The organism is Halalkalibacter alkalisediminis (genome assembly GCF_028610705.1).
Classification (GTDB): domain Bacteria; phylum Bacillota; class Bacilli; order Bacillales; family Bacillaceae_D; genus Halalkalibacter; species Halalkalibacter alkalisediminis.
The window spans coordinates 83,278-96,632 of the sequence record NZ_JAQQWT010000010.1; the positions used below are offsets into that span (position 1 = coordinate 83,278).

At 35.5% G+C, this 13,355-nt stretch carries 12 protein-coding genes and 1 riboswitch; of the genes, 3 read left to right on the forward strand and 9 right to left on the reverse strand.

Features of this window, described 5'->3' with window-relative positions; translation table 11 throughout:
• Positions 1 to 53: 53 nt before the first annotated feature.
• The 3 genes from PQ474_RS15005 to PQ474_RS15015 form a co-directional block, all read right to left on the reverse strand.
• Entirely contained in the window at positions 54 to 221 is a 168-nt protein-coding gene (locus PQ474_RS15005) for a serine protease (RefSeq protein WP_273844837.1), read from the reverse strand.
• Between the two features lie 24 nt (positions 222 to 245).
• Positions 246 to 2,030, reverse strand: coding sequence for a phosphomethylpyrimidine synthase ThiC (gene thiC / locus PQ474_RS15010; RefSeq protein WP_273844839.1), 1,785 nt, complete (start codon positions 2,028 to 2,030; stop codon positions 246 to 248).
• Positions 2,031 to 2,191: 161 nt separating this feature from the next.
• Positions 2,192 to 2,306: riboswitch (TPP riboswitch) on the reverse strand.
• 103 nt (positions 2,307 to 2,409) lie between these two features.
• On the reverse strand, positions 2,410 to 2,787 hold the full coding sequence (locus PQ474_RS15015) for a PH domain-containing protein (RefSeq protein ID WP_273844841.1): 378 nt from the start codon (positions 2,785 to 2,787) through the stop codon (positions 2,410 to 2,412).
• 152 nt (positions 2,788 to 2,939) lie between these two features.
• On the opposite strand from PQ474_RS15015, the gene PQ474_RS15020 reads away from it, so the two are divergent.
• Positions 2,940 to 3,923 (forward strand): 2-hydroxyacid dehydrogenase, encoded by a 984-nt coding sequence (locus PQ474_RS15020; RefSeq protein WP_273844844.1) that lies wholly within the window; start codon positions 2,940 to 2,942, stop codon positions 3,921 to 3,923.
• Positions 3,924 to 4,314: 391 nt separating this feature from the next.
• On the opposite strand, the gene PQ474_RS15025 is transcribed toward PQ474_RS15020, so the two are convergent.
• From PQ474_RS15025 to PQ474_RS15035, 3 genes are read right to left on the reverse strand one after another with little or no spacing between them, the layout of a single operon-like run.
• Positions 4,315 to 4,740: a CotY/CotZ family spore coat protein gene (locus PQ474_RS15025; protein ID WP_273844846.1), complete on the reverse strand. Its 426-nt coding sequence runs from the start codon at positions 4,738 to 4,740 to the stop codon at positions 4,315 to 4,317.
• Between the two features lie 25 nt (positions 4,741 to 4,765).
• Positions 4,766 to 5,785 carry a YheC/YheD family endospore coat-associated protein gene (locus PQ474_RS15030; protein ID WP_273844848.1) on the reverse strand — a complete coding sequence of 340 codons (1,020 nt, stop codon included), beginning with the start codon at positions 5,783 to 5,785 and terminating at the stop codon, positions 4,766 to 4,768.
• Positions 5,786 to 5,807: 22 nt separating this feature from the next.
• Positions 5,808 to 7,028: an ATP-grasp domain-containing protein gene (locus PQ474_RS15035; protein WP_273844850.1), complete on the reverse strand. Its 1,221-nt coding sequence runs from the start codon at positions 7,026 to 7,028 to the stop codon at positions 5,808 to 5,810.
• Between the two features lie 259 nt (positions 7,029 to 7,287).
• Here PQ474_RS15035 and PQ474_RS15040 point away from each other — a divergent pair, with 259 nt between their 5' ends.
• Positions 7,288 to 8,250 carry a CgeB family protein gene (locus PQ474_RS15040; RefSeq protein ID WP_273844852.1) on the forward strand — a complete coding sequence of 321 codons (963 nt, stop codon included), beginning with the start codon at positions 7,288 to 7,290 and terminating at the stop codon, positions 8,248 to 8,250.
• A gap of 115 nt (positions 8,251 to 8,365) precedes the next feature.
• Here PQ474_RS15040 and PQ474_RS15045 read toward each other — a convergent pair whose 3' ends face one another.
• From PQ474_RS15045 to PQ474_RS15055, 3 genes are all read right to left on the reverse strand, one after another.
• Positions 8,366 to 9,205 carry a CsxC family protein gene (locus PQ474_RS15045; RefSeq protein WP_273844855.1) on the reverse strand — a complete coding sequence of 280 codons (840 nt, stop codon included), beginning with the start codon at positions 9,203 to 9,205 and terminating at the stop codon, positions 8,366 to 8,368.
• A 274-nt stretch (positions 9,206 to 9,479) separates the two neighbouring features.
• Positions 9,480 to 10,307 (reverse strand): CsxC family protein, encoded by an 828-nt coding sequence (locus tag PQ474_RS15050; protein ID WP_273844857.1) that lies wholly within the window; start codon positions 10,305 to 10,307, stop codon positions 9,480 to 9,482.
• A gap of 326 nt (positions 10,308 to 10,633) precedes the next feature.
• Positions 10,634 to 11,425: a PHP domain-containing protein gene (locus PQ474_RS15055; protein ID WP_273844859.1), complete on the reverse strand. Its 792-nt coding sequence runs from the start codon at positions 11,423 to 11,425 to the stop codon at positions 10,634 to 10,636.
• A 155-nt stretch (positions 11,426 to 11,580) separates the two neighbouring features.
• Between PQ474_RS15055 and PQ474_RS15060 the strand changes: the two genes are divergently transcribed.
• Positions 11,581 to 13,350, forward strand: a complete 1,770-nt coding sequence (locus PQ474_RS15060) for an SLC13 family permease (RefSeq protein ID WP_273844861.1) — start codon at positions 11,581 to 11,583, stop codon at positions 13,348 to 13,350.
• Positions 13,351 to 13,355: the final 5 nt, after the last annotated feature.

A 13,355-nucleotide genomic window follows, 5' to 3' on the forward strand; every position in this document is an offset into this window, starting at 1 on the left:
TCATTTTCCACTACTACTAATGACATCGTTAATTGGCATGAGTACCATTTAGTTTAATAATATAACGCTTCTGTCTTTTGACATTTCAAGCACCTTTTATAAAATAGTTCTTTGTGAAAGTCATGCTTACAAATGTTTTGTATGTCTTTTAAATGACGTTCCCAGTAGATAAGTTGATTTTTTAATTGATCAATTTTTTCTTGAATATCATGGACTTGCATCGGTAAAACCTCCTTTTAGGATGTTCACTGATATATCTTTCCACCCGACTCTTTAAATTGTTCCGCTTTTTCTTTCATCCCTTTTTCAATTGCTTCATTCGTTTCGAGTCTATTTTCTCTTGCGTACTGACGAATGTCATGAGAAATTCTCATGCTACAAAACTTTGGCCCACACATGGAACAAAAATGAGCCGTTTTTGCACCTTCAGCCGGCAGTGTTTCATCATGATATTCCAAGGCACGCTCGGGATCTAAGGCCAAATTAAATTGATCTCTCCAACGGAATTCAAAACGGGCCTTCGATAAGGCATCATCGCGGACTCTCGCTCCTGGATGTCCTTTCGCTAAATCTGCTGCATGTGCTGCAATCTTATACGTAATGACTCCTTCTCGAACATCCTCTCGGTTCGGTAAACCTAAATGCTCTTTCGGCGTCACATAACAGAGCATCGCCGTTCCAAACCAACCAATCATTGCCGCACCAATCGCTGAGGTAATATGGTCGTAACCTGGGGCAATATCTGTTGTTAACGGGCCTAATGTATAAAAGGGTGCTTCATGACACATTTCTAATTGTTTATCCATATTTTCCTTTATTAAATGCATCGGCACGTGCCCAGGGCCCTCGACCATTACTTGTACATCGTGTTCCCATGCGAGTTTCGTCAATTCTCCAAGTGTTTCTAATTCAGCAAATTGAGCTTCATCGTTTGCATCTGCGATCGAGCCTGGACGAAGACCATCTCCCAAGGAGAACGCAATATCATAAGCCTTCATAATTTCACAAATTTCTTCAAAATGAGTATATAAGAAATTTTCTTTGTGATGATGTAAACACCATTGAGCCATGATCGAACCACCTCTTGAAACGATCCCTGTTAATCGATTGACCGTTAACGGAACGTATCGTAAGAGAACTCCAGCATGAATCGTGAAGTAGTCTACCCCTTGTTCTGCTTGCTCAATTAATGTATCTCTGTACACTTCCCAAGTTAAATCTTCAGCAATTCCTTTTACTTTTTCCAATGCTTGATATAGAGGAACGGTTCCAACCGGAACAGCTGCGTTGCGAATAATCCATTCCCTTGTTGTATGAATATTTTTACCAGTAGATAAATCCATCATCGTATCAGCACCCCAACGAGTTGCCCAGGTCATCTTTTCAACTTCTTCTTCAATAGAGGAAGAAACCGCAGAATTTCCAATATTCGCATTAATCTTCACATGAAACTGACGACCAATAATCATTGGTTCTGTTTCAGGATGATTCACATTGGCTGGAATAATCGCCCTTCCTTTTGCCACTTCTTCACGTACAAATTCAGGGTCTAAGTTTTCTCTCAGTGCGATAAACTCCATTTCAGGTGTAACTATTCCTTTTTTAGCATAATGAAGTTGAGTCACATTTTTCCCGGGCTTCGCACGCAAAGGTTTTCGTTTCAGACCAGGGAACACCTGATCGTTTGCACGGGGATCATCTTCATTGACATAACCATTGTCTTCCGGCTTGATGTCACGCCCATTGTATTCTTCTACATCATTTCTTTCCTTAATCCAATTGCTTCTAATAGCAGGTAAGCCTTTTGTAATATCAACAGAATAGTTGTGGTCAGTGTAAGGACCAGAAGTATCATAGACACGAACAGGAGGGTTTTCTTCTTCTCCGACCGTTCCTGTTGTCGGACTCAATTCGATCTCACGCATTGGGACCTTAATATCTGGTCTTGAACCTTCAAGATACACTTTTTTACTTCCAGAAAAACTAGACATAATGGAAATGTTCTTCTCGTTTAATGAGGATGTTGACATATAAATTTCTCCTTTTTTTAGATCAAAAGGACGAGATCTAGAACATAATACAGGAAGAAGTAAGGGTGCTTAACCATAAAAAAGCCGGGAACCAACAACATAATTGGTTGGACCCGGCTAATTGATAGAAGTAGTATCAAATCGATAATGTAACATCAAAATGATGAGTTCTTAAACTTCCCCACGCTGGTATGAGCCAGATCAGGTCCAAAGGGTCGACAAGCTTTCACGCGCTCGTCTCTCAGCCCAACTCATTGGACACCCCTAGTTAATCTATTATATTAATTACTTTCCCAGTATATAACAAAACGCTAAAAAGTCAAACACTTTTCTAAATATTAGATCTATATGACTAGATGGGCTGATTCTGTTTTTGAACTTACTTCAAGACATACTCGGCTAATACACTTTGCACTTCATAGATATTTAAACTCTTATTAAATTGCTTTTGGATCGCTGTTGAACTTCCAGATACCCAAATCTTCAATTCGGCATCTAAGTCAAAATTCCCAGCTGTTTCAATACTAAAATGAGTGATATTTTTGTAAGGAATGGAGTGAATTTCTACTTTCTTGCCAGTTACCCCTTGTTTATCAACAAGAATTAAACGCTGATCTGTAAAAATAAACAAATCGCGAATAAGTTTGTATGCTTTTTCTATCCGCTCACTATTTGTTAGAACTCTCGAAAATTCTTTTTCCACTTCACTTATGCTCACTTCTGAAGCATTTCCCATTAATCCATCAAAAAATCCCATAATCTGACCTCCACTCTACTCTAATATGTATACGTTGAGATTATACCATTTATCGTCCAAAAGCATATACCTTCCACTTCATTATTGGTTACATGACAGATTATATGATAATGTTTTACTATAATATAACTGCCTCTTGGAAGGAGCTTGTCATGAAACCGAAAATATTAGTTTATATGAGAGTGGACGACCGTGTCATTAAAGAATTGGCAAAAGATTTTGAAGTTACACACTTTAAAAATCATGAATATATAGGGGATCCTGCCTTTGATCAGGCAATAAGAGAGGCCGATGGAATTATCGGGTTAGCGTTAAAAGTAAATAAGGAATTGTTAGATGTTGCACCTAATCTTAAGATTGTCTGTAATGTTTCTGTCGGCTATGACAATTTAGATTTAGAAGAGCTTACGAGACGAAAAATTATGGCTACGAATACCCCTGGAATTTTAGATGATACAACTGCTGATGCCATTTTGGGGCTTCTTATTGCTACTGCAAGAAGAATTCCTGAACTAGATTCTTTTGTTAAATCTGGGCAATGGGACATCTCTTTGCAACCTGATCAGTACGGAGTTGATGTTCATCATAAAACTTTAGGAATTATTGGAATGGGGAATATCGGAAGTGCAATTGCACGCCGAGCTCACTTCGGGTTCAATATGAAAATCCTCTATCATAACCGCTCTCAAAATAAAGAAGCAGGAGAAAAATATCAAGCAACTTATTGTGAATTAGACGAGCTTTTAGAGAAATCTGACTTTGTTTGTTTAATGATTCCATCAACAAAGGAAACGGAAAAAATAATGGGATATGAGCAATTTAAGAGAATGAAGAATACGGCCATTTTTATTAATGGTTCACGAGGAAATAATGTCGATGAAGATGCGCTATACAACGCTTTAAAAAATGGAGACATTCTTTCAGCTGGTATAGACGTTTTCACACAAGAACCGACACCTAAAGATAACCCTTTGCTACAACTAAAAAATATCGTTACATTGCCACATATAGGCTCATCTACTATGGAGTGTGAGTATAATATGTCTAAATTGGCAGCTGAAAATTTAATGAAAGGGTTACATGGGAAAAAACCACCTTGTTTATTAAATGTAACATCGTTTTGGGAGCAATCTTGAAAATAAAACCATTTTGGATTTTGAATTAAGAAACGAACGTATCCAATAAGCACGATCATTTTAGATTTATCTCCCTACCCCTCCCTATTCGAAAAACAAACGAGAAGTCCGACATCTCACTTTAAACGGAGCATTAAATGAATGAGTAGTTATGAATGAAAATGGAGCATTAAAGATCCAAACCACTCTCCAAATGAAGCCTTTACAATATATAGAGACTCGAATCCGGGTTAAAGCAACAAAACAGAGGGTAACCATTATCGTCACCCTCTTTTTGAATCTGGATAATCACTTCTCAATTATTGAAGGAATTTCTTTTTAAAAATTAAAGGATGAGTTAGTACTTAAATACGAATAATAATGAGTACATCCTATCCTATTTTCCACAAACTCATTTGGGGTGAATACCTCCTAAAGGCCTGTTAACCAGCGACATCGATAATCGTTGGATCGCACAAAAACAGTGAAAATCAACCTCTACACAAAAATCAGTTTCCTCTAAACGAAAAATTTCACAAATAGAGTTTGCTAAGCAACCATTTTCATCGATGGGGCGAAGCAATGATAACTTCCCGCAACAAGAATTTTTGCAAATGTCTTCTACTTTAAATACACTCGTTTCAAAACATCCGTGGCAATCATCCTCAACATCTCCAACATTTCCGAAAGCTATAAATGGTGTAAAGTCTTTACTAAATAACATGATTGGTGTGATAATTCGATCTGAAGTACATTCAAGCTTTTTTTGAACCCTATCAATCTTCATGATCGTCCTACATATACAATTTGCTAAGTTTACACATTCTCTTGTGATCACAGTTTTATTACTCCCTTCTGAAGAATCATCTATTTTCAGCTAAATATCGAGCGTAACGGATCATTTGTTTGGCAACATCTAACTCAAGCGAAAAAGTAGGCGGACTACCAGGCCTCCAATTCACTTCAAAAATCCAAATTTTATGGTTCTTATCTAAACCGACGTCAATACCCAATTCATCTAGTATATTATGATATAAACGGTCAAAGTGCTTCGTAAAGTGAATGGCAAACTGTTCTAGATACCTTTTTATATTGTAATATTCATCATCAAACTCTTGTTTTAAAAAATTTTCAAATAGCATTGTATATCCACCACTGCTTATATTTGCTACAATCCCTTGTTGAGCCATACAGGGATAGATGGTTGTTAAATTCCATTCTCCTTCTCCACCCTTTTGCGTATGCAAGCGAAAATGAGTAGACAAACCATTTTTAGTTTTAGACTCTACAAAGACTTGCGCGAGATAAGTGTTATTTATTATTTGAGAACTGATAAAATCCTCAAATTCTTTTTCATTCAAAGCAACAGTAGTAGTCTTATTTAGTTGGACATTATATGTTTCTTTGTTTCTCTCAACAAAATAAATATTTTGTCCTTTATGACCAATAAGTGGCTTCATAACAATGCTCTCGTATTGCCTAAGAAACTCAAACACATCTTGAGATCTTGTTAGTTCAATAGATGGAATCAAATATTGAGCAAATACTTTAGCGTCTTTTATCTTATAGTAGACGTCTAATTTGTCCCCAATTGAATGGCTTGTGAATGGAATCATTTCACTTAGCCTTGCGACAACATCCTCCTGCTTATCAGTCTGAGGAGGACTAGCGTTATAAATGACATCAGGAAATGGCATGCTCTTTTGAATCCATTGGCCGTTTTCATAAATCCAACCATCGATGCTTCGATCAGTAAACTTGACACGGCCAGGTGAGAAAAAATAAAAGCCGACTCCTTCCATTTTGGCGGCTGCCGCGTATGCATAGGATTTAAATACGGTTCTTGGGTCTTTGCGATGTGACAACATCCCTACCGTTACCAATATTCAAGAACCTCCCTTCACTCTAGAGTGGGTACAAGTGAAATTGAATTTCTTTTGCTGCCTTTTGAGCTATCGTTTTTGCTTCCGCTAGTGTATAGGCTGAAGCCAAAACGTAACCATATCTATGTCCCATTGACAATGGAGGAGTCATAAATGCCCCTTTACGAGGTTTAATATAGACCTCTTCTACTCCTTCATGACGTAATGCTCGCTGTTTCCCCGTTACTTTTTTTAATCTGCCCTTTGAGCTCACTGTCATATAGTGAGCATAAACAAATTTTGAGTGCTGTTTAAGCAAGGAAGCTTTTTTTCCTGTAAACAAACGAACCGTTTCTTCAACAAGATTAATCCCAAATCCTACTTCAATAAGGCGGTTCATCACTCCACCCGAAATCCTAGGATTGATTTCTATTACTTTCCATTGGCCATTTACATTCTTCAATTCTACGTGAAACGATCCATTTTTCAGATCAATTGCTTTTACAATCGACTTCACAACCTGCTCAAGACTTTTTTTTATCTTTTTTTCAACCACAGCTAGTAACCCATAGCCAGTAACAATAAAACGATCTTGCTTGGAAATTTCCTGCTCAATCACTGCTACTATATGAGGATTTCCTTGTTGTACGAACACTTCCAATAAGTACTGAGGTCCATCCATGTATTCTTCAATTAGAATAGATTGATTACGGTATTTATCCATAATCGATTGAACGGATCCTTGCAGTTGTTGAAGATCTTCTACTAACAAGACATCTTTAGAACCTGTTGACACTGGTGCTTTTACAATTAGAGGTAAATAAGGTGTATAGCTTGTAAGTTGGTCTAATTGATCATTTTCCTGATCAATAACTTGATAAAAAGGAGAAATTGAAAGACCTTCTAAAGCTTGACGTGTTTGAATCTTATCCTCCATCTTTGAAATGGCACAAGTGTTAAAAAGCGAATGACAAAAATCTTCTGATAATTGAGCAGCGAGCTGAACAAACGGATCAACAAAGCTAAGGACAGCAACAATCTGTTTGCCTTGCCGCTTAAGAAAATGGATCTTTTTTCTAATTTGCTTAATTTCGATCCGGCTTACATAATACATTTGATGTACATCTGGAAACTCCGTTCGTTGTGCCAAAAACTTCTTCCTTCTTGTAAATAACACCGTCAAATATCCGAGTCGTTCAGCTGCTTTGATCGCTTCCCTGCTCGATCCAGATTTATTTGTTTCAATGAATACAATTGTCTGCATCGTTCTTCCAACTCCTATACCCCAAATAGTAAGCAGAGAACATTTTGATTTCGTTTGATACTTTTGGAGTAACATCTAAATTTCAAATAAATTATTAGGTTATCTCCCTTCATATATTTTATTAATTCAAAATAAACTATGGAAAGGACATAGAAATGGAGCAAGTACTTGTAGATTTTATTTTCAAAAAAATAAGTTAGTAAGCCATCAAACATATCGGTAATTGTGCTAAATAAGGATATGAATAAAGGAGAGTATAATGAAAATTCTTTATATTCCTTCAGGGTATGGACAAATTTATCAATCATTTGACCTTTCAATACTCCAGTCTATAAATCAATTAAATCACCAGGTTAGAAGCATTCCATTTTCTGAAGAAGAAACTCTAAAAAATGTAGTTCATTCCTTTCAACCAGATATCGCATTGACACTGACTGGATTTAACATGCCTTATACTATGATCGAATGGATTAAAAAACAAGGAGTTAAGCTTGTTGTTTGGATGACAGAGGATCCATATTATATTGACCGCAGCTTAAAGCTCATCCATGATTATGATTATGTGTTTACAATTGATACGGCTGCTTTAAAAGTGTATAAAGAAGCTGGTCATAAAGAAGTGTATTATTTGCCGCTGGGAACAGATCCTGACATCTATCATCCAACCGCCTTACAAAAGCAATATCAATCAGATATCTGCCTAGTTGGGTCCCCTTATCCAGATCGAATGAAAATCATTCAGTATCTCTTAGAGAAAACAAATTATTCCATACAAGTTGTAGGTAGACAATGGGAAAAAAAGCTAATTAAAGCAAAGCGATCTTCTAGATTATCCATTCACTCTCATTGGATTCCGCCGTCGATCGCGAAGCATTATTTTAATAGTGCCGCAATCAACCTCAACACACATCGTCCTTTTCATTTAAAGCAAAATAAAAATATTCGAGCGATCATTAACCAAAGCATTAATAATCGTACCTTTGATATAGCAAGCAGTGGAGCTTTTCAGTTAATTGAGTATAAACCAGATTTACATCTACATTTTACCGAGGGAGAGGAAATGGTATCCTTTAAAAGCTCCGAGGATTTACTTAAAAAGGTCAAATACTATATGAGTCATCTAGAAGAGCGTAAGAAAATATCTGAAAGAGCCCGTAAAAAAGTTCTGTCTAACGACACGTTTATCCATCGTATAAATAAAATGATGAATATTATTAATTAGGTTTAAAGACGGAGGAAGGAACGAAAATCATTATGTAGCCAGTGCGCTCTTCATTTTCAATTTGTGCACACCGGTTATTCTCATCTTTTATTCTTTAGAGTTTTTATAACACAAATTACTCAATTCCATCTCTTAGCTGTTGAATTCGCTCCATAACAGATTGGTTACGAGTTTCACAATGATCTCGCCTATCATTTAAAGCAACTTGCTGGACTTGTAACAGTTTTAAAAACAGGAGCAGTTCCATTTTCTCTGTTATTTTATTAAAGTGTCCTCTCTTATCATATTTCTTTAATATATCTACTTCGTTGATAAATGTTGCAAGCAATTTACATTCAATCGGCTCGTTAAAAACTTCAAAATTAACTTGCGAATATTGGCATTGATCGGCGCTGTGCTTACTTTGAGCAAGTTCCCTTCTTTCAAGCACTGTATTTTTTAAACTTGTCAATGCAGGATCACGCAGGTTCGCTAATTCGATTGTTTGATTACAACTAAAAGGAACATCTACTTCATAATCACGAATATAGCCGCTTCCATCTGCGTATTGAATATTTTTATGAATGAAACCAGTAATAAATAAGCTTACGAAATTGGTACCACTAAGTGACGGCACTGCTTTACATTGTGTTAGGAAAACATTCTTACGGATATTTTTAATTTCCTTAGCTGGGGTAGGAAGAGTTATCTTAGCCTCTAAATTAGCCGTTAATTCAATTTCCGCTAAAGGTACTGCTGCATGGATAACAGGAACATGTAAAACATTTCCTTCTACTTCTAAAGGAAAAGCCCCAAAGTCAGCTTGCGTTACGTCTGCTTGATCACCTTGTTTTAATGGAGGACATTTCCCCTGTACCACCGCTTGCTTTTTAGCTCCCACATCCTTTTTTTCCGGTTTTGAACAGCTTTCAAAACCGGTACGAGTTTTCTTGAAATATTTTTTATAGTTATTCACTTTTTTCACTCCTTATTTTTCATAAATAAATCTAAAAAGTGACATTGACCCTTTTAGACTTACTTTCTTTATATGTCTCAAAACTAAATCGGGATAGACAAACGTTTATAGACTTTAACCTATTTTAACAATTAGCATTTCATAGTCTATATTGAACTGATCAATCTAAATGATCTTACGTAAAGAGAGAACTTTTTGATCGTATGTAAAAGAATACTAACTCGAACTAAGAAAAATAGGATATTTCAATAAATGAAATATCCTATCAATCCTATTATTCAATACTATTTCTTAGCTGTTGACATCTTGCCTTAGCAGTTAAACCAGCCACTTCACCATTATCATCTAAAGCCACTTGTTGAGTTTGTAATAACTTTATTAGTAGGACGACTTCCATTTTCTCTGTTATTTTATTGAAACGTCCACACTTATCAAAATTCTTTAATAAGTCTACTTCGTTAATAGATGCTGCTAGCAACTTACACTTGATTGGCTCGCTAAAGAATTCCATATTAACTTGTGAATGTACACAACGATCTGCACCGTGTTTGTTTTTCGCAAGCTCTCTTCTTTCATAAACAGTATTTTTGATACTAAAATCTACTTCATCAATTGGATTAACTAATGCTACTGTTTGATTACAGCTAAAAGGAACATCTACTTCGTAGTCACGAATAAAGCCACTTCCATCAGAATATTGAATATTCTTATGAACGAAACCTGTAATAAATAAACTTACGAAACCTGGTCCTCTAAGGGATGGAACTGCTTTACACTGTGTTAAAAAAACATTCTTACGAATATTTTTAATTTCTTTTGCAGGCGTAGGAAGTTTAATATGAGCCTCTACGTTAGCTGCTACTTCAATTTCTGCTAATGCAACATTTGCATCAATAACAGGAACATTCAAGTTATTACCAACTACTTCCAAATCAAAAGACTCGCAATCAACATGCGATACCTCTGCTTGATCAGCCGGTTTATGAGGCGGGCACTTTTCATGGAAATCTGTGTGTTTTTTAGTCGCCGGACACTTCTGATCATTTGTCGGCTGACTTTTAAAACCAAAATGACTTTTTACGAAATTATTCTTATAATTCATATACATCTCTCCTTATTTTTTTTATCAAAAAGGAATCTAAAAGTAGATTTGATCTTTTTGACTTACTTACTATATATGTACTAAAAAGAAATAGTGGTTGGACAAACGTAATAGACTATAACACATTTATAATAATAATCTTTAAACCTAAATCACAAAACCAAGAGATACTAGCACACTTTATTACGTCGTTTTGAATTAATAGGTTTTACTCCCTTTAGTAACACCTACCTTGTAAACGACATAAAAAAATGAACCGTTTCATTATAAAACAGTTCATTGTCTCTTATTTATTTACTATTACATTATTCATATAAGCAAACCTACTACTCCATTCCAAATCGACCTAATTGATGGCTCTCACTATGAAAATCAGAACCACCTGTCATTAATAATTCAAACTCCTCTGCCATTGCTTTATATTTCTTATTATGAATTTTATTTTGACTTCGATGCCAAACTTCAATACCATCGAATCCAATAGATAATAGTTCTCGGACGATATTGTCATCTCCAATATAAACAGGATGAGCTAAAACTGCTTCTCCCCCTGCTTCGTGTATAAGACGTATACCTTCCTTTGGCGACAAAATTATTTTATCTATCGCACAAGGCTTATCATCAGCTAAATAGTCATCAAACACCGTTTGATAATCAGAAATATAGCCTTTTTTTACAACAGCTTTTGCGATATGTGGCCTAGCAATTACCCCGTCTTCACTGAATGCCTTGACATCCTCTAAGGTAAGTATAAAACCTAAATCATTAAACTTTTCAATAATTCTTTTTGCTCTTTCCTCTCTCCCTTCACGCATACGTAACAGAGTACTTTTTAGTTCTTCGCCTACAGTAATGTTATAACCCAATATATCAACACTTTTTCCTTTATATTTCGTACTTAGCTCTATAGCTGGAATTATTTGAATTCCGAAATGCTTGCCTGCTTTTTGAGCTTCTGCTATACCCTCAAGTGTATCGTGATCAGTAATTGCGATCGTTTTCAATCCAGCTTTTTTTGCTTTTTTAACCACATCCGTTGGGGAATAGTCTCCATCAGATGCTTTCGTATGGACATGTAAGTCAAAATGACCAGCCTCAATAATATCCTTTAAGTTCATTTAGATTCCTCACTTTTAACATTATATTATTTAGTCTATTACAAATGAAGCAATGCGTGTTCCAAAAATAGGCAAAATCTTTTTCTAATAAGTCGAACGAATCCTTTAACTTATTCATACTAAAATATATAACTTAATACGTATGGAGTGTTCTTATGTCGATTGAGGCAATAACTATTAGTATTGTATTACTTTTAATGTTTTTTAGTTTAGTAAAGGAATATTTCCCACCTGAAATTACGGTTTTTACCGCATTATCTACCCTTGTTCTTTTAGGTGTTATTCCAATTAACGAAGCATTAGAGGGATTTTCAAACCCTGCCGTCCACACCATTGCCTTACTAATGGTTATTGCATATGCTGCTCAAAAAAGTGGAGTAGTTCCAAAGATCATCACAAAATTATTAGGAAGAAATAAAAATATTTCGGTGGTTTTACTGAAAATCATGTTACCAGTGTCATTCTTATCTGCTTTTATGAACAATACACCTATCGTTGCGATGCTTACTCCCATCGTCCATAAATGGGGAATTCAGCATAACATTTCACCATCAAAACTTTTAATTCCTTTATCATACGCGGCCATCGTTGGAGGAACGGTTACATTAATAGGGACATCGACAAACTTGCTTGTTCATGGATTATTACAACAGGCAGGTCATCCAGGGTTTTCGATGTTTCAATTTTCGTTAATTGGAGTTCCGCTCTTTGTTTTCAGTCTTGTTTACATGATTTATTATGGTCATAAACAATTACCAAATAATAAAGATTTAATCGAAACCTATCAGTCGACAAGTAAGGAATATACAATTGAAGTAAGAGTGACTCCTGCATCAACTTGGATCGGAAAAACCGTAAGACAAGTAAATCTTAGAGCCTTACATGATGTGTTTTTAATTCAAATTAATCGTGATAATAATGTGATTACTCCTGCTTCTCATTATGAGGTGATCCAGGCAAATGATGTCCTTATTTTTTCAGGAAATATAGATAGCATTATGAACTTAAATCAAGTAAAAGGACTAATATTAACCACACCAAATGAAGATCTTAACTTAGTTGATAAACGATTTGACAAAAAATTAGTTGAAGTTGTTATTTCTCATTCCTCTCCTTTAGTTAATCAAAAGATTAAAGAGACAAACTTTAGAGCACAGTACAATTCTGTCATTGTTGCTGTTAGAAAAAAAAACCAACAAATTTCATCTGGAATTGGAAATATTATTATAAAGCCAGGAGATACCTTACTTCTTTTAACAGGAAAAGACTTTATTAAATCTTGGTCCAATTCTCGTCATTTTTATTTAGTCTCAGGAGTAGAAACAAGCGAAAGTTCACAACCAGAAAAAGCTAAAATTATTATTCCTACTCTATTAGGTGTTATTGTTTTAGCTTCATTGCAACTATTACCTATTCTGAAGGCTGCACTAGTTGGAATTATTATTCTCGCTGTAACAAAATCTATTACAGCATCAGAAGCTAAAAAAACAATTGATTGGGGAATTCTGATCCTTATTGCTTCAGCAATAGGAATTGCAAATGCTGTAGAACAAGTTGGTTTACCAATGCTCATTACAAACCTTTTAGACTTTGAAAAACCAGTAAATATTATCCTTCTATGTTTCTTTATCTACCTGGCAACACTTATCATGACAGAAATGATTAGTAATATCGCCGCAGCTGCGCTTATGTTTCCAATTGCCATCCCTATTGCCACTCAATTCGGATACAATCCTGAGTTATTCGCCATCATCATTGCAATTGCATCCTCATGCAGCTTTATCACTCCGATCGGTTACCAAACGAATTTACTAGTATATGGGCCAGGAGGTTATAAATTCACTGACTTTTTCAAAGTTGGCCTGCCTCTAAGTCTTTTATGTATGTTTATTACTGTTTACCTTGCTGTATTTATTTGGGGATAATAAAG